A 20280-nucleotide genomic window follows, 5' to 3' on the forward strand; every position below is an offset into this window, starting at 1 on the left:
CAGCCTTGATAACGGTCCGACGCGATACTGACATGAAATACCCTTCCCCGGTGCACCCAAAGCCTAGGTAGTTTCCTTTTTCCCCTCAACAGGGTGTCCGGCTTCGCTGACTCGGTTCATCGTGGCCGGGCAGCCGTTCGCCGCACTCCCATGCAGCCATTTCCGTCATTGTGAAGCTGCAACGGTTAACGGGTGGTTCGTAACGGCGACGAAGCGTTGCGAGGGCACGATGAATCCGCCCCCTCGCTCCGGTCAGGTTGATTCGCGGGCGTGACGGTAGCGGGGGCCAAGGCGGCGCTATCGTAATCTTAACCCGATCCGGATCAGAATCGGTTGCGCTTCGCGTCTTATGGACCCATGTGAGTTCCATGGGGGCGATCGAGATACTTGCCGAGGACGATACGCTGAAATCGCATTACGTATACGTGGTCGACGACGACCGCGATGTTCGCCGTTCCCTGAGTTTCATGCTCGGTGCCGCCGAGATCAGGTCGCATCCTTATGGCAGCGGCGCTGACTTTCTCGAGGCGCTCCCGGACCTCGAGCCCGGCTGTGTCCTGCTCGATCTCAGGATGCCGCAGATGGACGGGTTCCACGTCATGGAAGCGCTGAAGGAGCGCAATATCGACTGGCCGGTCGTGGTGATGACGGGCCATGGCGAGGTGCCGATTGCGGTGCGCGCAATGAAGATGGGCGCGGTCGATTTCGTCGAGAAGCCCTTTTCCGAACAGGCCCTGCTCAGCTGCTTTCAGCAGGCGTTCACCTTGCTCGAGGAGCGGGCGGCGAGCGGCAAGCGGCGGCGCGAGGCGCACGAGCGCGCGGCGCTGCTCACGGCCCGCGAGAAAGAGGTGCTTGCGGCGCTGGTCGCGGGCCAGTCCAACAAGCAGATCGCCCAGTCGCTGGGCATTTCGCTGCGCACGGTCGAAATGCACAGGGGCAACATGATGGACCGGCTGGGCGCGTCCAGCCTGGCCGAAGCGCTGACCCTGGCGCTGGAAGCCGGCATTCAGCCAGCGACCGAAAAAGCCCACTGAATCGATGACCGGGCCAGACGCCGCCTCGGAGGACAGGATCGCCGTCCTCGAGGCGGATAAGGCCAGGCTGGAAAACGAGCTCGCGAGGCTGCGCGAGAGCGAGCGCATGTATCGCCATTCCGCGGCGCTGGCCGGACGCCTGGTCTGGCTGGCGGACGCGGCGGGGAACATGCTGTTCCTCGACAATCCCTTCGTCGTGCTCACCGGGATGAGCGCCGGGCATGGCCTGGGCTACGGCTGGCTCGGCGTCGTCCACCCCGACGATCGCGCCCGTGTCCGCGCGCAATGGGAGGGCTGCGTCGAAACCGGCGAATTTTATGCCGCGGAGTTCCGCGTGCTGCGCGCCGACGGCGAATATCGGCGGACACGCTCGCGCGCCGTGGCCGACCGTGGCCAGGACGGGACGATCCGGCGCTGGTACGGGACGACCGAGGACATCGAGGAGGAAGCGCGCAGCGAGGATGCGCGCCGGGCCGCCGAGGAGGCCCTGCGCGAGAGCGAGCTTATGTACCGTAACACGCTGGAGATGAGCCAGCAGATCGCCTGGACGGCCGAGGCGGATGGAACCGGGCTGATCCTGTCGGATCGCTTCCGGGAGCTGACGGGCCTTGCCGGCAGGGAGGGCGAGCCGACCGAGTCCATTCATCCTGATGACCGCGAGGAGTTGCTGGCGCGCTGGGCCGAGTCGGTCGCCACCGGCAAGCGCTTCCATGCCCGCTTCCGGATGCGGATCAGGGACGGCAGCTATCGCTATGCCATGGTCCGCGCGGCGCCGCAGCTGGACGAGGCCGGGCAGGTCCTGCGCTGGTACGGGGTGACCGAGGACATAGACGAACAGGAGCAGGCGCGCCTGGCCCAGCATGAGGCGGAGGAGCGTTATCGTCTCGCCGCCCAGGCGACCAACGACGCCATCTGGGACTGCGACCTCGTCGAGAGCACGATCGACTGGGGCGAGAATGCGGCCCTGGTGCTTGGCGTCGGGGGCGGGCCGCTGGGCCGCACGTCAGGGGCCTGGTGGGCGGACCGTCTGCACCCCGACGAGCGGGCGGAGCTGGTCGAGAGCATGGATGAGGCGATCCGCAGCGGTGCCTCGCGCTGGTCGCGGACCTACCGGTTCCGCCGGGACGACGGCAATTATGCCGATGTGTTCGACCGCTGCTTCATCATCCGCGATGCCCGGGGCGAGGCGGTGCGGGCCGTCGGCGCAATGCAGGATCTGACGGAGCGCCACCGGGCCGAGGCCGAGATCCGTCGGATGCAGGCGGAGCTGATCCACGTCTCCAGGCTGTCCGCCATGGGCACGATGGCCTCGACGCTGGCCCACGAGCTCAACCAGCCGCTCGCCGCGATCGGCAATTTCCTGAGCGGTACCAAGCGCATGGCCGAGCGTCCGGACGTTCCGCGCGAGATATTGATCGAGGCGCTGGATGGCGCCGAATCGGCGTCGCTGCGGGCGGGCGAGATCCTGCGGCGGCTCCGCGATCTCGTGGCGCGCGGCAAGGTCTCGGTGCAGACCGAGCATCTTCCCGAGCTGATCGAGGAGGCCCGCGTGCTGGCCTTTGTCGACGAGGCGGCGCTGCGCCTCGATTATCATCTCGCGCTCGACCCGAAGGCGGCCTGGGTGAAGGTCGACCGGATCCAGATCCAGCAGGTGCTGATCAATCTCGTGCGCAACGCGGTCGAGGCGATGGCGGAATGCGAGCGGCGGGAGGTGTCGATCGTCACGCGCCCGGCCGGCGCGATGGTCGAGGTCGAGGTGGCCGATACCGGGCCCGGCATCGCCGCCGGGGATATGGAAAATCTGTTCTCCGAGTTCATGACCACGAAGAGCGGGGGCATGGGGCTCGGGCTGCCGATCAGCCGGACTATCATCGAGGCGCATGACGGCACGATCCGCGCCGAGAACCGGGTGGAGGGCGGCGCACGCTTCGTGTTCAGCCTGCCGCGGGCGAAGGGAAGGGCGGCAGGTTTGAAGGTTGCGGCTCCGAATCCTATCTAGAGCGGGCAGCGACAAGGAGACGAGACGTGGCGGAAGAACAGGCAATCCTGGCCGGCGGATGCTTCTGGTGCACCGAGGCCGTGTTCAAGGACCTGATCGGGGTCACCACGGTCGAGAGCGGCTATATTGGCGGCCATGTCGACCGGCCGACCTATCGGCAGGTCTGCGGCGGCGACACCGGTCATGCCGAGGCGATCCGGGTAACCTACGATCCCGATCAGATTTCCTATGACGACCTGCTCGACATCTTCTTCGCGACCCACGATCCGACCCAGCTCAACCGGCAGGGCAATGACGTCGGCACGCAATATCGCTCGGCCATCTTTCCGCTGAACGCCACGCAGGAAGAGGCGGCGCGGCGCGGCATCGAGCGCGCCGGCGCGGGCTGGCCGGCGCCGATCGTGACGACCATCGAGCAGCCCGGCACCTGGTGGCCGGCCGAGGATTATCACCAGGATTATTGGGAGAATGAGGGGCAGCGTAATCCCTATTGCCTGGCCGTCATCCCGCCCAAGCTGCAGAAGCTGCGCAAGAGCTTCCTCGCGCGGCTGAAGGCCGACGAGACCGCCTAGGCGGGCGCCGGAAGCGGATATTTGAGTCCGCTCGCGCAGTTGAACAGGACGACCCGGTCGTCGGGCCCGACGAGTCCCTGCGCGCGTGCCCGGACGCAGGCGGCAAGCGTGGCCGCGCCTTCGGGACAGAGGAGCATCCCGTCTTCCCGCGCCGCGCGATCGCGTTCGGCAAGGATGTCCGCGTCGGCGACGGCAATTCCGAAGCCGCTGCTTTCGCGGACCGCGCGCAGGATCAGGAAGTCGCCAATCGCGCGCGGCACCCTGATCCCCGCGGCGATCGTGCTGGCATCGTCCCAGCGGGGCGCCTGATCCTCGCCGCGCCGCCAGGCCTCCACGATCGGCGCGCATCCTTGCGCCTGGACCGCCACCATCCGCGGGCGGCCGGGGCCGATGAGGCCGATCGCCTCGAGCTCGGCGAAGGCCTTCCACATCCCGATCAGGCCGGTGCCTCCGCCGGTCGGGTAAAAGATCACGTCCGGCAGCCGCCAGCCGAGCTGCTCGGCGAGCTCCAGCCCCATCGTCTTCTTGCCCTCGATCCGATACGGCTCCTTCAGGGTCGAGAGATCGAACCAGCCGTCCTGCCGCGCCGCTTCGCCGGCGAGCGCGCCGCAATCATCGATCAGGCCGTCGATCCGCTCGACCCGCGCGCCATGCATGGCCATCTCGCGCAGGTTGATCTCCGGCGTGTCCTGCGGACAGAAAATCCGCGCCCCCATCCCGGCGCGCGCGGCATAGGCGGCGAGCGCGGCGCCGGCATTGCCGTTGGTCGGCATCACGACGTTCTTGACGCCCAGTGCTTTCCCCATCGACACCGCGACGGCGATGCCGCGCGCCTTGAACGAGCCGGTAGGCAGCTGTCCCTCGTCCTTGACGACCAGTCCGGCAAGGCCGAGCCGGCGCTCGATAGCCGGCAGCCGGACCAGCGGGGTCGCGGCCTCGCTCAGGCTGACGATGTGCTCGTGACAGCGGACCGGCAGCAGTTCGCGCCAGCGCCACATGTCCGCGGGACGCGCGGCCAGGCTCTCCCTCGTCAGCACCTGCCCTGCAGCTTCGAGATCGTAGCGGACGAGCAGCGGTTTGCCGGCGTTGGACAGGCCGTGGAGCCGGTCAGGCTCGTAACGCGCGCCCGAGCCCGAACATTCGAGATGGGTGACGAACGTGGGGCGCTCGGCTGTCAGATTGGCGTCCCACCTCATCGCGGCGCCGCCGCGCGGCGAAGCCGGTCGTTGATCGCGGCACCGAGGCCGGTCGCCGGGATCGGGGCCACGGCGATCCCGGAGGCCGTCGACGCCTCGGCTTCGTGCAGCCTTTCGAACAGGTTGGCCGCCGCTTCCAGCAGATCGCCCGAGCCGCTGAGCGAGCTGTTGCCCGGTACTGGGCCGAAGCCGATCAGCCATTCGTCTGCCCCGGCCCCGCGGGCGTCCAGGCGGAGGGGCTTGGCCGGCGCATAATGGCTGCCGAGCTGGCCGGGCGCCTCGATCCGTCCTTCGTTCGCCAGGGCCAGCCCAAGGTCGACGGGACCGGGGCGGAGCAGGCGGGGTGGCCCCCCGGTCAGCGCGACGATCGTCGATTCCAGGCCGAGCGCGGTCGGTCCGCCGTCAACGATCAGAGGGATGCGGCCGCCGAGGCTGGCGAGGACATGCCTTGCCCGGGTCGGGCTGATCCGGCCGCTGGCATTGGCCGAGGGCGCGGCGAGCGGCCGGCCGACCGCGTCGAGCAGGGCCTGCATGGCGGGATGCGCCGGCGCGCGGATCGCGATCGTCGGCAGCCCTGCGGTGACCAGCGACGCAATTGGCGCGCCCTCGCGAAGCGGCAGCACCAGGGTCAGGGGGCCGGGCCAGTGGCGTTCGGCCAATTCCCGCGCCTGCTGCTCGAACAAAGCGATTTCGGCGGCTTGGCTGGCGTCTCTCACATGGACGATGAGCGGATTGAAGTTCGGGCGGCCCTTGGCCTCGTAGATGCGCGCGACCGCCTCGCCATTGGTTGCGTCGGCGGCGAGGCCGTAGACGGTTTCCGTCGGCACGGCCACGGGCTCGCCCGCCGCAATCAGGCGCGCCGCCTCGGCGATCGCCTCTGGCCCGTAGGCAATGATGGCGGTGTTTTGCGCGCTCACGCCGCCGCGCTATAGCCGCCATGACGCCCGCGCAACCATCCGGAGCCCCGATGTCGACCTACACGCCGCCGACGACCGAGCAGAAGTTCCTCCTCCGGCATGTCGTCGGAATGGACGAGCTGGCGGGGCACAACCGCTTCGCCGAGGCCAGCGCGGACGTGGTCGAGGCGATCGTCGACGGCGCCGCCGCGCTGGCCGCGGGCGAGTTCGCGCCGCTCAACCGCACGGGCGACGAGGTCGGCGCGAGATGGTCGCCTGATGGTGTGACGATGCCGCCCGGCTTTCGTCAGGCCTATCAGGCCTATGTCGAGGGCGGCTGGGGCACGCTGGCCGGTCCGGTGGACTATGGCGGGCAGGGGCTGCCGCTGACTCTCGCGACCGTGCTCATGGAGGATCTCGGCTCGGCCAACATGGCGCTCTCGCTCTGCATGATGCTCTCGCCGGGCGCGGTGGAAGCCCTCGTCCATCACGGCTCGCCGGAGCTGCAGGCGCAATGGCTGCCGAAGCTCGTCACCGGCGCATGGAACGGGACGATGAACCTCACCGAGTCGCAGGCGGGTTCGGACGTCGGCGCGCTCAAGACCCGGGCCGAGCCGGCTGGCGACGGCAGCTGGCGGATCACCGGCCAGAAGATCTTCATCACCTATGGCGAGCACGATCTCACCGACAATATCGTCCACCTCGTCCTCGCCCGCACGCCGGGCGCGCCGCAGGGGACGAAGGGCATCTCGCTGTTCCTCGTGCCGAAGATCATGCCCCACGGAGCGCGAAACGACGTCCGCTGCGTCTCGATCGAGCACAAGCTCGGTATCCACGCCTCGCCGACCTGCGTGATGGCCTATGGCGACGAGGGCGGGGCGACCGGCTGGCTGATCGGCGAGGAGAATCGCGGCATGGCGGCGATGTTCACGATGATGAACAATGCCCGCCTCAATGTCGGCCTGCAGGGCGTCTCGATCGGCGAGCGGGCGATGCAGCAGGCGGTCGCCTATGCGCTGGAGCGGGTGCAGGGCAGCCGCGAAGGGCGGCCGGCGCGGATCGTCGAGTTCCCGGATGTCCGGCGCATGCTGCTCAGGATGAAGGCGCTGACCCAGGCGGCACGTGCCCTGGTCTACTACACGGCGGGGCAAACCGATCGGGCCACGCTCGGCGACGAGGCGGCGCGGGCGCGGGCCGATCTGCTGACTCCGCTCTGCAAGGCCTATGGCACCGACGTGGGCGTGGAGGTGACGAGCCTCGGCGTGCAGATCCATGGCGGCATGGGCTTCATCGAGGAGACCGGCGCTGCCCAACATTTTCGCGATGCCCGGATCGCGCCGATCTACGAGGGCACGAACGGCATCCAGGCGGCGGACCTGGTCGGGCGCAAGCTGGCGATGCGGGGCGGCGAGGTGCTCGCCCGGCTGCTGGCCGAGATCAGGGCGGAAGCCGTGGATGAGCAGGCGCTGATGGCGCTCGTCGACGATTGCGGAGCGGTCGGCCGGGCGCTCCTCGGCGCCGCGCCGGACGACCGGCTGGCGGCGTCCTATCCCTTCCTGACCATGCTCTCCACCGCCGTGGCGGGCTGGCTGATGGCGCGGCAGCTGGCGGCGCTGGACGGGTATGACGGCGATCCGGCCTTCGCGGCGATGAAGCGGGCGGCGGCGCGCTTCTATCTCGACCAGATGGTGCCGGAGGCGTGCGGGCTGAAGGCCGCGGCGCTGGCCAGCGCGGAGGTGCTCTATTCGGTGGACGAGGCGGCGCTCACCGCCGCCTGACGGTCAGACCCGCCGCGCGAGCCTGTGCTGGCGCTGGCCGACCGTGCGCCAGATGCGCGGGCCCTGGTCGACGCGGAAGGCGCCCATCTTCTCGCTCTTCTGGCCTTCCTGCTCGAGCTCGCGGCCGACGACATAGGATTTGGAGGTCTGGCCGGTGCGGCCGTCGCCATAATCGTAGAGCGCGTTGACCGCGATCACCGGGATGAAGAGGTAGCGGTTGTCGAGCACGACCGCGCGCATCTCCTCGCGCGACATCGCGACCTCGCCGCGGATCGCGCCGGTCTGGCCGGCGCGGATGCCGGGCAGGTTGCACTTGGTGCTCTCGCGGCCGGCGATCTTGAAGAAGGCGCCGATCTCCTGGTCCTGCTGCTCGCCGGCGTTGAACATCTTCACGTCGATCCGCAGGTTCCGCGCCGGCGCGGCGCCGCTGTTGGTAATCTCCAGCTCGAACTGGACCAGGCATTCGGCGGTGGTGGAGGACAGCCGCTCGGCCTTCAGGTCCAGCTCCAGCCAGGGCCGCGGCTGCGGCTCCGGCCGCGCCGTCTCTATGACCTTGGCGGCGCGCTCCTCCTCGGCAATCGCGGCCGCCTCGTGGATCGCCCGGCTGCGGCGGCGCTGGCGGACATAGGCCAAGACCAGCAACGCCAGCAAGGCGAGGGGAATGCCGTAATACCAGGGGAAGCCGCCGCCGATCTCGTTGACCGGGACCGGCTCGGCCCTGGGCTGCTCGGGCGCGGGCTGCGGCGCGGCGTCGGTCGGCGCCGGCGCAGTGACCGGGCCTGGCGCGGGTTGAGTCGTCGGCTGGGTCCGCACCGGCTGCGTCGCAGCGGGCGGCGGCACGGCCGGGCGGCGCGCGTCGGCGGCCGGGCGCGGCTGGCCGGCACTGGGCTGAGTTGCCGGGGGCCGGGTTGCCGTGGGCGGCGGCGCGCTGACCGTCGGGGGCTGGGTCTGGACGGGGACCGGCTGGGTGACGATCCGCTGGCGGGGCTGCAGCGAGAAATCGCGCAGCTGCGGCGAGTTCAACGTGGGTGGCGGGACCGGCGCGGGCGCGGGCGCGGGCGCCGGCGCGGCGGTCATATTCTGCGCCGAAGCGGACGGCGCGATTGCCGCCAGCAGCGCGCCACCGCCAAGCAAACTCACCCAATGCTTCTTCATTGCGTCGCCCGACCCGCTCCGAGCCCTCAATCCCAGTACCCCAAATAGGGGCTAGGGCCAAAATTACAGCAGGGAGTCAATGTCCTGGCGCTGAACGGGCCGGAAGGTGCGGCAAATGCGCCACACCGGCACGGCTCAATGATGCTCGCCGCCCTCGGCATGGGCGGGCGCCGCGCTACCCTCGCGCACCCTCGTGCAGCGGGCGACTTCGCGCTCGGGCGCGTTCGGCGCGGCGTTACGAGCGATCTCGCTGATCCAGGCTTCCTCGCCCCGTGCGGTCCAGACCAGGATCGGGTCTGCGGCATCGTCCGCACTGACGTAGCGCAGCCCGTAGGTCGGCGGGCTCGCCTGCAACCGGACCGTGCGGTCGTGCCAGACAAGCTTCGCCTTGGCGCGAACGAACCAGCCCCCGTTCTCGTAGGTGATCCGAGCGACATGGCCATCGCCGCAGCTGTAGGGAATGTCGCCGGGGACGTTCGCGATGCGGCCGCCGGGAGCGGCGCCCACCAGGAAGATCGACAGGGCGGCAAGGCCGAACAGGCGCATCGCCATCTCCGTTCAAGCTTGAAGCTGCATGGTGCGCGAGGATGAGAGCCAAATCAAGCGGCGTGCGGCGCGACGCGGCGAACGGGTCAAGCTGTCGGCACCTCGATCGGACCGCTCCCGACCCGCTGATCCGGCGCCGGCTGCATCGCGAAATAAAGCCCGCGCACGCTGAACAGCAGGGCGAGCCCGCAGGTCAGCGAGAACATGAATGCGCGGATCGGATGCATCTTCTGGTCCTTTCGTCCCGGCGCCCTGGCCGGTGGAGAAGATGTACCGAATCGACTCGTTTCGGGGCAACAACGCCCGTCGCGCCGTTTGTCGGGTTCGTCGATGAATGGGGCGGAATTCCGCCGGAATCGCGTTGCCGGGGGTCGGAAGTTGACAAAGTTGACGATACGTCCGGGGCAAATCAGCCCTCTGCACATGGCTCGATGCCGGTGAAGGGCCCTGCGCAGGCGGTCAGACAATGGAAAAGAGCCGGCCGGATTGTGCCGGGTCAAATCCAACATGTATCCAACAAAGCGATCAGGCGAGCGCGCGCTCGACCAGGTCGTCGGCGTCGAGACCGAGGCGGCGCATGTGCGAGACGATGTCCGGCCAGCGATTCTCGAGGAAGTCCTTGCGCTCCGCTGTGCGCAGCTGGTCGGCCGCGCCGGCCGCCACGAACATGCCCACGCCGCGCTTCACCACGACGAGCCCTTCCTCCTGGAAGGTTTGATAGGCCTTGGCGACGGTCAGCGGGTTGGCGCCGTAATCGGCGGCCAGGCTGCGGACCGAGGGAAGCGGATCGCCGTCGCGCACGCGGCCATCGAGAATCATGGCGGCGATATTGTCACGGAGGCGGAGATAGACGGGGCGGTCTTCGTTGCTCATGGGCGTCATGCTGTACTAATACACCAGCGGGGTCAAGGAGTTTGTAGCACCCCTTTGAAACCAAGGGCTTGGCTCACCGCCATTCCGAAACAACCGCGTCATATTCAGGCCGCGCTCGCTCCTCCAACGCCTGACTCGACGTGCCAAGGAACAGGAACCCCGCGATCCGTTCGGGTGGCTGGCCGAAGGCGGCGAGGACGATCGGCGAATAGGCGGCCCAGCCGGTGACCCAGCCGGCAGCGAAGCCGCTGGCGATGGCGGCGAGCTCCAGGTTGAAGCAGGCGGCCCCGCAGCTCAGTTGCTGCTCCCAGACCGGGATCTTGTGGCCCTCGGTCGGGCTGAACAAAGCGACGATCAGCTCCGGCGCCTGGTGGGCGAAGCGCTCGTTCGCCTCCAGCTCGAGCCGGCCGGGCGCGGGATTGTCGGCGCGATAGGCGCGGTCGAGCAGGGCGGCGAAGTCGGCGCGCCGGTCCTGCGGCACGTGGACGAAGCGCCAGGGATGGAGCTTGCCATGATCGGGGACCCGCATCGCAAGGCCGAGTATCTCGCGCAGCTGGTCTGCGTCGGGGCCGGGCGCGACGAGGTCGCGGGGCCGCGCCGAGCGGCGGCTGTGGAGCAAGGCGAGCGGGGAGGAAAGGTCGTTGAACATGGCGGATGCGCCTAACAGCCGGGAAGGCCTGCAACAATCGGCTTCACAGAACCGTTTTGGCCGCTAGGGTGACCGACCGTTCGGATAATCAGAAAATTCCAAGGGTGGTGCCATCATGAATCTCAAACCGATGTCAGCATGGGCCGCGGAGGACTGGATCGTCGCCGCCGCGATCGCCGTTCTCGCCGCCTTCTTAGCCGGCGGTCTGGCCATTGCCGCCAGCCGAAAGAAGGAGGTCTTCGGGCACCCCAAAGGCCTCTACATGTTGTTCTTCGCCGAGATGTGGGAGCGCTTCTCTTTCTACGGCATGCGCGCCATCCTTGTTTTCTACCTCGTCCAGCATTGGCTCTACACTGAGTCCGTCGGCAACGGCGTGCTTGGGGCATATGGCGCGCTCGTCTACATTACGCCGGTGCTCGGCGGTTATGTAGCCGATCGTTATCTCGGCCAACGCAAAGCCGTGTTGTTCGGCGGCATCCTGCTCGCCATCGGCCACGGCTTGATGGCTGTGGAGGGCGACGGCGGCCAGAGCGACCCGACCATCAATGTCTTCTGGGCGGCGCTCGCCTTCATCATCGTGGGCTCGGGCTTCCTGAAGGCGAACATCTCGGTGATGGTGGGGCAGCTTTATCCGCGCACCGATGTCCGTCGCGATGGCGCCTATACGATCTTCTACATGGGCATTAACGCCGGCGCGGCGATCGGCACGTTGTTAGTAGGCTATCTCGGCCAGAAGGTCGGGTGGGGCTACGGCTTCGGCCTGGCGGGCATCGGCATGCTCACCGGCCTGATCGTCTTCGTCCTGGGCAAGAAGTTGCTGAATGGGGCCGGCGAACCCGCGCGCCCGTTGTCGCGGCAGGCCGAGTTCATGCTCTATGGTATTGGCATCGCTTCCATCGCGGTGATCTGGGTCCTCATCCAGAATCGCGACGTGATCCAGATGCTGCTGCTGGTCGCGGGCATCCTGCTGCTCGGCTACGTCCTTTACCAAGCTTTCAAGCTTGACAAGATTCCGCGCGAACGGATCTTCGCGATCCTGTTTCTGATCGCACTGAACCCGGTATTCTGGGCATTGTTCGAGCAGGCCGGCGGATCGATAAACCTGTACACAGACAAATTCGCGGACACGAAAATCCCGGCATCGCTCTTCCAGGCGATCAACCCCACCTACATCATCCTCCTTGCACCGCTTTTCGCGAGCATGTGGGTGGCACTCGCCAGGCGGGGGCTTGAGCCGTCTGCGCCGGCGAAATTCGGCCTCGGACTGCTGCAGGTCGGCGCGTCGCTAACTGTCTTTGTATGGGGCGCCAACGCGTTCGGGATCGAAAGTCGGCTCGCCGACGGCACCGTGGTCTTCCTGACGCCGATTATCTGGGTATTCATTCTGTACTTCCTCGCGACGACCGGCGAACTCTGCCTGTCGCCCGTCGGCCTCAGCGCCATGAACCGGCTTGCCCCCTCGTTCATGGCGTCACTCATCATGGGCGCCTGGTTCTACACGACTGCAGTCGGCAATTTCCTGGCCGGCAAGATCGGCGAGGCGACCGGCGGACATAGTGGCGAGATGGTGCAGGCGACCACACTCAGCGTCTGGAACATGGTCGGCTGGATCGCCATCGGCGTCGGAGTCGTAGTCTTGCTGCTCAGCCCGATTGTGAAGAAGTGGATGCACCTCGACACGCTGAAGGACGAGGAGTTGGCTGGCCAAGCCGAGTTGGCCGAGCCGCAGGCGGCGGGCGTGGACATCGCGAAGGAAACCCGCTGATGCGGGGCGGGTTCGCGGCTTTTGCCGCTACCGCCGCCGCGATCCTGCTCTTCGGTTGCGCCAATCAGGGGGCGGCTCCCAAGGCCGCCTCCGATCCGCCCGCCAAGTCCTCCGTGCCGCGCTACCAGCCGCCGGCGGACCCCTATCCGTCGACCTACCGGCCCTATCCATCCGTGCCGACCGCGATTACCGGCGCCACCGTCTATGACGGCGAGGGCGGGCGGATCGAGAACGGCACCGTGGTCATGGCCGAGGGGCGAATCCAGGCGGTGGGCGGGCCCGACACGCCCATCCCGGAAGGGGCGGTGCGGATCGACGGCCGCGGCCGCTGGGTGACGCCGGGCGTGATCGACGTCCACTCGCATCTCGGCGACTATCCGAGCCCCGGCGTCGACGCCCATTCGGACGGCAACGAGATCACCAACCCGGTGCGCCCCGAGGTCTGGGCCGAGCATAGCGTCTGGCCGCAGGATCCCGGCTTCAGCCGCGCGCTCGCCAATGGCGGCATCACCACGCTGCAGATCCTGCCGGGCTCGGCCAACCTGTTCGGCGGCCGCGGCGTCACCGTGCGCAACGTGCCCGGCCGCACCGTCATGTCGATGCGCTTCCCCGGCGCGCCGCGCGGGCTGAAGATTGCGTGCGGCGAGAATCCGAAGCGCGTCTATGGCGGCCGCAACACCATGCCGCAGACCCGGATGGGCAATGTCGCGGTGTTCCGGGCCACCTGGCAGCGCGCCGTCGAATATCGCGAGCGCCGCGCCCGCGACCCCAATCTGGCGCGCGACTTCCAGATGGAGACTTTGGTCGAGGTGCTGGAAGGGCGGATGCTGGTCCACAACCATTGCTATCGCGCCGACGAGATGGCGATCATGCTCGACATGGGCCGCGAGTTCGGCTTCCACATCGCCAGCTTCCACCACGCGGTGGAGGCCTACAAGATCGCGGACCTGCTCCAGGCCAGCAACAGCTGCGCGGCGATGTGGGCCGACTGGTGGGGCTTCAAGATGGAAGCCTATGACGCGATCAACGAGAATATCCCGCTCGTCCACAATGCCGGCGCCTGCGCGATCGTCCATTCGGACGACGCCAACGGCATCCAGCGCCTGAACCAGGAGGCGGCCAAGGCACTCGCCGACGGCCGGCGCATGGGCCTGCAGATTCCCGACGAAGTCGCCTGGCGCTGGCTGGCAATCAATCCGGCGACGGCACTTGGCATCGCCGACCAGACCGGGAGCCTGCGCTCCGGCAAGAGAGCGGACGTCGTGCTCTGGAACGGCAATCCGTTCAGCGTCTACACAAGGCCGCAGCAGGTCTGGATCGACGGCGCGATGATGTACGACATGAACAATCCGCGGCTGCGTCCGGTCAGCGATTTCGAGCTCGGCCAGCCCGGCGAGGGAGACACGAAGTGAAGCGGCTCTCGGTCCTGCTGGCGGGGATCGCCGCCTTCGCCGCCCTGCCGGCCGCGGCCCAGACCGTCGCCATCACCGGCGGGCGCGTCGTGGTCGGCGACGGCTCCGAGCCGATCGACGGCGGCACCGTCGTCATCCGTGACGGGCGCGTGGTCGCGGCCGGCGCCAATGTCGCGGTGCCGGCGGGCGCGCAGGTGATCGACGCGCGCGGCAAATGGGTGACGCCGGGCGTGGTCGCGGGCTTCTCGCGGATCGGCCTGGTCGAGGTCGACGCGGTCGATCCGACCAACGACACGGAGGCGAACAACTCGCCGTTCAACGCCGCGATCGACGTCGCGCCGGCGATCAATCCGGAAGCGGCCGCGGTGCAGGTCAGCCGCGCTGCTGGCGTGACCCGCGCGGTCGTCTCGCCGTCGACCGCCCGCTCGATCTTCGCCGGGCAGGGCGCGGTCATCGACCTCGGCGGCGACATGCAGCCGATCACCCGGGCGCGACTCTTCCAGTTCGTCGAGCTGGGTGAGACGGGCGCGCGGGACGCGGGCGGCAGCCGCGCCGCGGCGCATGTGCTGCTCCGCAATGCGCTGCGCGAGGCGCGGGACTTGAGGGCGCCGATCGGCGCGCGGGGCTCGGCGGGCGCCACGACCCGCGGGCCGCAGACCGCGCCGCCGGAGGACGTGGCGGAAAATCCCTATCTGCTGCCGGGCGCCCAGCGTTCCGACGACGTTTTGCTCACCCGCTTCGACGCGGCCGCTCTGGTGCCGGTCCTGCAGGGGCGGCAGCTGCTGCTCGTCCATGTCGAACGGGCCAGCGACATCCTGCAGGTGATCGCGCTGCGCCGCGAATTCCCGAACCTGCGCCTCGTCCTGGTCGGCGCGACCGAGGGCTGGCGGGTGGCGCGGGAGATCGCGGCGGCGCGCGTGCCGGTGATCGCCAACGCGCTGAACGACCTGCCGGCGAGCTTCGAGCAGCTTTCAGCCACCCAGTCCAATATCGGGCGCCTCCGCGCCGCCGGGGTCACCGTCGCGATCGGCATGATCAATGACGATGAGGCGCGGCAGGTGCGCGTTTCCACCCAATATGCCGGTAACCTCGTCGCGCTGACCCGGATTCCGGGCGCCACCGGGCTGACCTGGAGCCAGGCCTTCCAGGCGATCAGCTCGGCGCCGGCCGAGGTGCTGGGCCTGGGCGGCGAGATCGGCTCGCTACGGCCCGGCAGGCGCGGCGACGTGGTGATCTGGAACGGCGACCCGCTGGAGCTTGACAGCAATGTTGACGCGGTCTGGATCGACGGCGTCCGCCAGAATCTGGAGAACCGCCAGACCCGCCTCAGGGACCGCTACCGCAGGCCGCAGGAGGGCAACCTCCCGCATAGCTACGATCCGCGCTAGGCGCCGCGTTCGAGCAGTTCATCTTCCCTGGTTTCAGGCGCGTCGTCGAAGCCTGAGCGCTTCGCGACGACCGTGGTGACGGCGACGTCACCGCTGACATTGCCGAGCGTGCGCATGATATCCGGCAGGGTCTCGACCGCGATCAGCAAGGCGAGCGGTGCGATCGGCAGGCCCATAGCGAGGCAGATCGGGGCGATCGAGGTGAAGAAGGTCGCCTGGCCCGGGATGCCGGCGGCGCCGATCGTCGTCGTCGCGGCGGCAAGCACGCCCAGCACGAGGTGGGTCGGCGTGAGCTCATAGCCGAACCAGTAGGCGATATAGATGGCCACGGCGAGGTTCATCGCCGGGCCCGTCGCGCGGAACACCGCGACTGCCATGGGGAGGACGATGCCCGAGGCGCTGACCGGCACGCCGAGCTTGTGCGTGGCCTTCAGCATCGCCGGCAGACAGGCGAGCGAGGATTGGGTCGAGAAGGCGAGTGCCTGGCTTGACGCCACCGCGCGCGTGAAGCGCACCGGCCCGACCCGTCCGCCCAGCATGGCGAGCGGCCAGGCCGCGAGCCACACCACCGCGCCGACGGCTGTCACGATCAGGACATAATGGATCAGCGCCTGGAAAGCCGGGCCCCCGGCCCGCGCACCGACCACGAAAGCAAGCGCGAACACGCCGATCGGGCCAATCCAGAGCACCCAGTTCACGATGATCAGCATCGTGTCGGCGATCGCCTTGAAGAAACGGACCAGGGTCGCCCGCGGCTTCTCCTCCAGCCGGGTCATGGCAAAGGCGAAGACCAGCATGAAGACGATGAGCGGCAGCACGCCGCCGTTCGACGAGGCGGCGGCGATCGGGTTGGAGGGCACGAGCGAGCGGAGGAAATCCGCGAAGCTCGGCGTTGCGCCGGGCGGCTCCGCGCCGGCGAGCGCGCTTTGCAGGCTGGCTGCGGCGTCGGTCGGCAGCGGGAACAGGTTGAGCAAAGCGGGCGTCAGGATCGCGGCCAGGATCGAGGAGGCGAGCAGCAGCGAGGCAAACAGGATCAGCGCCCGCGTCGCCAGCCGGCTCGCGCGCGCCGCCTCGGCCGCGCCGGCGATGCCGGTGATAATCAGCGAGACGACCAGGGGCACGATCGTCATCTGCAGCGCGTTCAGCCAGAGCCCGCCGATCGGCTCGGCAATGCCGGCCGCCCGTTCGGTCCAGGGCTGGCCGGTCGACATGGCGACGATGCCGATGGCGAGGCCGAGGATGAGGGCGAGCAGAATCCGCGTCGGCTGGGAGAGTTTCAAAAGCGTCGCCCTTCACGAAATATAGGACTATCTGGCCTATCTTGATGGCCGCCGGTAGGACGGCAAGGAAAAACGTCAGGGCTCAACCATAGATGACGCGGAAATTCTTCGGCACGGACGGGATCAGGGGGCGGACCAACGAGGCGCCAATGACTGCGGCGATGGCGCAAAGGATCGGTCAGGCGGCCGGCGCCCACTTCCTGCGCGGCGAGCATCGCCACCGGGTAGTGATCGGCAAGGATACGAGGTTGTCGGGCTATATGATGGAGACGGCTCTGGTCTCCGGCTTCACCAGCGTCGGCATGGATGTGGTGATGGTCGGCCCCGTTCCGACGCCGGCGGTCGCCATGCTGACCCATTCGATGCGCGCCGACCTCGGCGTGATGATCTCCGCCAGCCACAACAAGTTCGTCGACAACGGCATCAAATTGTTCGGACCCGACGGCTACAAGCTCTCCGACAAGGACGAGATGGCGATCGAGGCCCTGCTCGAGCAGGAGCCGCGGCTGGTGCCGGCCGAGCAGATCGGGCGGTCGCGCCGGATCGAGGACGCGCGCGGGCGCTACATCCACGCCGCCAAGCTCACCTTCCCCAAGCATCTCCGTCTGGACGGGCTCAAGGTGGTGATCGATTGCGCGAACGGCGCCGCCTACCAGGTCGCGCCCTCCGCGCTCTGGGAGCTTGGCGCGACGGTGATCGCGATCGGGGTCGAGCCGAACGGCCTCAACATCAATGACGGCTGCGGCTCGACCGATCCGACCGTGCTTAAGGAGACGGTGGTCGCCTCGGGCGCCGACATCGGCCTCGCTCTGGATGGCGACGCCGACCGGCTGATCGTCGTCGACGAGGAGGGCGAGTCGATCGACGGCGACCAGCTGATGGCGCTGATCGGCTCCTCCTGGCATCGGCGCGGGCGGCTGCGCGGCGGCGGCATCGTCTCCACCGTCATGTCAAATCTCGGCCTGGAGCGCTACATGAACGAGCTCGGCCTCAGGCTTGAGCGCACCCAGGTCGGCGACCGCTATGTGCTCGAGGCGATGCGCGCCCGGGGCTATAATGTCGGCGGCGAGCAGAGCGGCCATATCATCCTGTCCGAATATGCGACCACGGGCGACGGGCTGGTCGCGGGCCTGCAGATCCTCGCCGAGCTGGTCGCGCAGGACAAACCGGCGAGCGAGCTTCTGAAACTGTTCGAGCCGCTGCCGCAGCTGTTGAAGAGCGTCCGCTATGGCGGCGGCGCACCGCTGGAGGCCGACAAGGTCAAGGCGGCGATTGCGGCGGGCGAGGCGGCGCTCGGCGACAAGGGCCGGCTCGTCATCCGCAAGTCCGGCACCGAACCGGTCATCCGGGTGATGGCGGAAGGCGAGGACGAGGCGCTCGTTGCGCGGATCGTCAACGAGATTTGCGAGGAGGTGAAGGCGGCCTGATGCTTGACATGCGACCCGATTGCGAGCGGTGCGGCCGCGATCTGCCGGCGGACCGGCACGGCGCCTTCATCTGCTCGTTCGAATGCACCTTCTGCGATCGCTGCGCCGACGCGCTGGAGGAAAAATGCCCGAATTGCGGCGGCGACCTGCTCGAACGGCCGATGCGCGTCGGCGCCGCGCTTGAACGTCATCCCGCTTCGACGGAGCGCAAGGGCCCGCGGTGACGACGCCGCGCATCCTGATCATCGCCGGCTCCGACAGCGGCGGCGGGGCGGGCATCCAGGCGGACATAAAGACGGTTACCATGCTCGGCGGCCATGCGATGACCGCGATCACCGCGATCACGGCGCAGAATACGCTTGGCGTGCAGGCGGTGATGCCGGTGCCCGCGGAGATGGTGCTGGCGCAGATCGAGTCGGTGGTGAGCGATATCGGCGTCGATGTCGTGAAGATCGGGATGATCGGCGATGCGGCCACGGCGCGGGCCGTCGCCGAGCGGCTCGATCCGGAACGGCCGGGCCATGCGAGCGCACCGTCGATGCAGGTCGTGTTCGATCCGGTGATGGTGGCGACGTCGGGCGCGGTGCTCGCCGACGAGGAGACGATCGCCGCCTTCGAGCTGTTGATGAAGCGTGCGACCCTGGTGACGCCGAACCTGCCCGAGCTGGAGGCATTGACCGGGCGGAAGATCGACGATGCCGAGCAAATGAAGGAAGCGGCCATGGACCTGGCCAGCCGCCTTGGCACGCTCGTTCTGGCGAAAGGCGGGCACCTTTTGAGCGGCGTCATCCAGGACATCCTCGTGACGCCCTTTCGGAGCGGCGCCTGCGCGGCCGATACATGGTCAGACCCCTGGATCGAGACCCGGCATAGTCACGGCACCGGCTGCACCCTGGCCAGTGCGATCGCGACCCTGCTGGGACGGGGACTCAGGATCGGCGAGGCGGTCACGGTCGCCCGCCGCTACGTCCGCGAGGCCATGCTCGCCGCCCCGGGCTTCGGCGCGGGCCACGGGCCGATGGGTCATGGCCTCGGCGTCGCCCCTTTCGAGGTCATCCGCCCCTAGCGGTGCTGGTCGAACAGGATCGGATTGCCGTCCGGGTCGGTGACCGCGAAATGGGCCGGGCCGCTGGCGCTGGTGATCTCGGCGCCGACGTCGAGACCCGCCGCACGCAGCCGGCGCTGGATGGCGCGCACGTCCTCGAAGGCGCCGGTGGGGTTGCCATCCCCGTCCCAGCCCGGATTGAAGGTCAGCGCGTTGCGCGGGAACATGCCCTGGAAGAGGCCGATCCTGGTGGTGCCGCTGCGCATGATCACCCAGCGCTGCGCCGGATTGCCGAACGCCTGCACGAAGCCGAGCTTCTCGTAAAAGGCCCTGGAGGCGTTGATGTCGCGGACGTTGAGGCTGACCGAGAAATTGCCGAGGTCGTTCCGCGGCGCCGCGGGAGGTGCTTGCGTCGCCGCCGCGAGGATGAGTCCCGACAAGAGAATGTGCGCGAGTTTCATGAGCTGCCCCTTCGTTGACTGAGGACCAATTTACCCGGCGCGCGGGTCCTCGCCTATCGCCCGAACGGGTGATTTGACCTATCCACAGGAAAGAAAAGCGGGATTCCAGCTTTCGCTGGAATGACGAGCGCGGGCTTTCTATCCTGGACCCGATGGCGCGGCCCTGCTTCAAGCTCGAGAAGGTGCATCCCGACCCGGTCGCCGGGGTCGACGAGGCGGGCTGCGCGCCGCTCGCCGGGCCGGTGGTCGCGGCGGCCGTGATCCTGGACCGCGAGAAGTTCCCGCGCGGGATCGACGACAGCAAGGCGTTGCCGGCGGCGGTGCGCGAGGCGATCTGTACGCGGCTCTACAAGGTCGCGGTGGTCGGCGTCGGCATGGCGAGCGTCGAGGAGATCGACTCGATCAACATCTATTGGGCGCGGATGCTGGCAATGACGCGGGCGGTGGACGCGCTCGGCATCGACCCCGCGATGGTGCTGGTCGACGGCAATCGCTGCCCGCGTTGGGAGCGGCCCTCGGTCGCGATCGTCGGCGGCGATGCGAAATGCCGCTCGATCGCCGCCGCCTCGATCGTCGCCAAGGTCACGCGCGACCGGATCATGACCGAGCATGCGCGCCAATGGCCCGGCTATGGCTGGGAGCGCAATGTCGGCTATCCGACCCCCGAGCATCAGCGGGCGCTGCGCGAGCTCGGCCCGACGCCGCTGCACCGGCGCAGCTTCGCGCCGGTCCGCCAGCTTTCGCTCCAGCTTTGAGTCTTTCGGGCCACACCACTTCAGATTGAGTCTGAAGAGCCTGGTCCGC

General features: G+C 68.3%; 20 protein-coding genes. 11 read left to right on the top strand and 9 right to left on the bottom strand.

The window, feature by feature from the left end; translation table 11 throughout:
- Positions 1-368: 368 nt before the first annotated feature.
- Genes VEC11_RS09820 through msrA form a run of 3 tightly spaced genes read left to right on the top strand, consistent with a single transcriptional unit; the run spans position 369 to position 3605 of the window.
- Positions 369-1034: a response regulator transcription factor gene (locus VEC11_RS09820; protein ID WP_464130562.1), complete on the top strand. Its 666-nt coding sequence runs from the start codon at positions 369-371 to the stop codon at positions 1032-1034.
- 4 nt (positions 1035-1038) lie between these two features.
- Positions 1039-3033, top strand: a complete 1995-nt coding sequence (locus tag VEC11_RS09825) for a PAS domain-containing sensor histidine kinase (protein WP_464130563.1) — start codon at positions 1039-1041, stop codon at positions 3031-3033.
- Between the two features lie 26 nt (positions 3034-3059).
- The gene (msrA, locus tag VEC11_RS09830; RefSeq protein ID WP_464130565.1) at positions 3060-3605 is read left to right on the top strand and encodes a peptide-methionine (S)-S-oxide reductase MsrA; all 546 of its coding nucleotides are present in this window, start codon (positions 3060-3062) and stop codon (positions 3603-3605) included.
- Here the strand turns inward: msrA and VEC11_RS09835 are convergent.
- Together VEC11_RS09835 and VEC11_RS09840 are read right to left on the bottom strand one after the other, a co-directional pair.
- Entirely contained in the window at positions 3602-4801 is a 1200-nt protein-coding gene (locus VEC11_RS09835; RefSeq protein ID WP_464130566.1) for a threonine synthase, read from the bottom strand. The two genes, msrA and VEC11_RS09835, sit on opposite strands and share 4 nt — an antisense overlap.
- Positions 4798-5718 (bottom strand): L-threonylcarbamoyladenylate synthase, encoded by a 921-nt coding sequence (locus tag VEC11_RS09840; protein ID WP_464130568.1) that lies wholly within the window; start codon positions 5716-5718, stop codon positions 4798-4800. Before VEC11_RS09840 ends, VEC11_RS09835 begins: the two co-directional genes overlap by 4 nt.
- 50 nt (positions 5719-5768) lie before the next feature.
- Between VEC11_RS09840 and VEC11_RS09845 the strand changes: the two genes are divergently transcribed.
- Complete coding sequence (locus VEC11_RS09845; protein WP_464130569.1) at positions 5769-7475, top strand: acyl-CoA dehydrogenase; 1707 nt, start codon at positions 5769-5771, stop codon at positions 7473-7475.
- Positions 7476-7478: 3 nt separating this feature from the next.
- On the opposite strand, the gene VEC11_RS09850 is transcribed toward VEC11_RS09845, so the two are convergent.
- From VEC11_RS09850 to VEC11_RS09870, 5 genes are all read right to left on the bottom strand, one after another.
- On the bottom strand, positions 7479-8630 hold the full coding sequence (locus VEC11_RS09850; RefSeq protein ID WP_464130570.1) for a hypothetical protein: 1152 nt from the start codon (positions 8628-8630) through the stop codon (positions 7479-7481).
- 135 nt (positions 8631-8765) lie between these two features.
- Positions 8766-9176 (bottom strand): hypothetical protein, encoded by a 411-nt coding sequence (locus VEC11_RS09855; RefSeq protein WP_464130571.1) that lies wholly within the window; start codon positions 9174-9176, stop codon positions 8766-8768.
- Positions 9177-9262: 86 nt separating this feature from the next.
- The gene (locus VEC11_RS09860) at positions 9263-9403 is read right to left on the bottom strand and encodes a hypothetical protein (RefSeq protein ID WP_464130572.1); all 141 of its coding nucleotides are present in this window, start codon (positions 9401-9403) and stop codon (positions 9263-9265) included.
- A 298-nt stretch (positions 9404-9701) separates the two neighbouring features.
- Positions 9702-10058: a GntR family transcriptional regulator gene (locus VEC11_RS09865; RefSeq protein WP_464130573.1), complete on the bottom strand. Its 357-nt coding sequence runs from the start codon at positions 10056-10058 to the stop codon at positions 9702-9704.
- Between the two features lie 64 nt (positions 10059-10122).
- A complete protein-coding gene (locus VEC11_RS09870; RefSeq protein WP_464130574.1) occupies positions 10123-10698 on the bottom strand; it encodes a nitroreductase family protein in 576 nt (191 codons plus the stop codon).
- 115 nt (positions 10699-10813) lie between these two features.
- On the opposite strand from VEC11_RS09870, the gene VEC11_RS09875 reads away from it, so the two are divergent.
- From VEC11_RS09875 to VEC11_RS09885, 3 genes are read left to right on the top strand one after another with little or no spacing between them, the layout of a single operon-like run.
- Complete coding sequence (locus tag VEC11_RS09875; RefSeq protein WP_464130575.1) at positions 10814-12463, top strand: peptide MFS transporter; 1650 nt, start codon at positions 10814-10816, stop codon at positions 12461-12463.
- Positions 12463-13875 (top strand): amidohydrolase, encoded by a 1413-nt coding sequence (locus VEC11_RS09880; RefSeq protein ID WP_464130576.1) that lies wholly within the window; start codon positions 12463-12465, stop codon positions 13873-13875. Before VEC11_RS09875 ends, VEC11_RS09880 begins: the two co-directional genes overlap by 1 nt.
- Entirely contained in the window at positions 13872-15263 is a 1392-nt protein-coding gene (locus VEC11_RS09885; protein ID WP_464130577.1) for an amidohydrolase family protein, read from the top strand. The genes VEC11_RS09880 and VEC11_RS09885 overlap by 4 nt, the downstream gene beginning before the upstream one ends.
- On the opposite strand, the gene VEC11_RS09890 is transcribed toward VEC11_RS09885, so the two are convergent.
- The gene (locus VEC11_RS09890; RefSeq protein ID WP_464130578.1) at positions 15260-16543 is read right to left on the bottom strand and encodes a dicarboxylate/amino acid:cation symporter; all 1284 of its coding nucleotides are present in this window, start codon (positions 16541-16543) and stop codon (positions 15260-15262) included. The two genes, VEC11_RS09885 and VEC11_RS09890, sit on opposite strands and share 4 nt — an antisense overlap.
- Before the next feature lie 92 nt (positions 16544-16635).
- On the opposite strand from VEC11_RS09890, the gene glmM reads away from it, so the two are divergent.
- The 3 genes from glmM to thiD are packed head-to-tail and all read left to right on the top strand — an operon-like array spanning position 16636 to position 19036.
- Positions 16636-17970 (top strand): phosphoglucosamine mutase, encoded by a 1335-nt coding sequence (gene glmM, locus VEC11_RS09895; RefSeq protein WP_464130579.1) that lies wholly within the window; start codon positions 16636-16638, stop codon positions 17968-17970.
- Positions 17970-18194, top strand: coding sequence for a DUF1272 domain-containing protein (locus tag VEC11_RS09900; RefSeq protein ID WP_464130580.1), 225 nt, complete (start codon positions 17970-17972; stop codon positions 18192-18194). Before glmM ends, VEC11_RS09900 begins: the two co-directional genes overlap by 1 nt.
- Positions 18191-19036: a bifunctional hydroxymethylpyrimidine kinase/phosphomethylpyrimidine kinase gene (gene thiD, locus VEC11_RS09905; protein ID WP_464130581.1), complete on the top strand. Its 846-nt coding sequence runs from the start codon at positions 18191-18193 to the stop codon at positions 19034-19036. The genes VEC11_RS09900 and thiD overlap by 4 nt, the downstream gene beginning before the upstream one ends.
- On the opposite strand, the gene VEC11_RS09910 is transcribed toward thiD, so the two are convergent.
- Positions 19033-19476 (bottom strand): VOC family protein, encoded by a 444-nt coding sequence (locus tag VEC11_RS09910; RefSeq protein WP_464130582.1) that lies wholly within the window; start codon positions 19474-19476, stop codon positions 19033-19035. The genes thiD and VEC11_RS09910 overlap by 4 nt on opposite strands.
- A 152-nt stretch (positions 19477-19628) precedes the next feature.
- On the opposite strand from VEC11_RS09910, the gene VEC11_RS09915 reads away from it, so the two are divergent.
- A complete protein-coding gene (locus tag VEC11_RS09915; protein WP_464130583.1) occupies positions 19629-20231 on the top strand; it encodes a ribonuclease HII in 603 nt (200 codons plus the stop codon).
- The last annotated feature ends 49 nt before the right edge of the window (positions 20232-20280 follow it).

Origin of the sequence: Allosphingosinicella sp. (assembly GCF_035626655.1) — a bacterium.
Lineage (GTDB): Bacteria > Pseudomonadota > Alphaproteobacteria > Sphingomonadales > Sphingomonadaceae > Allosphingosinicella.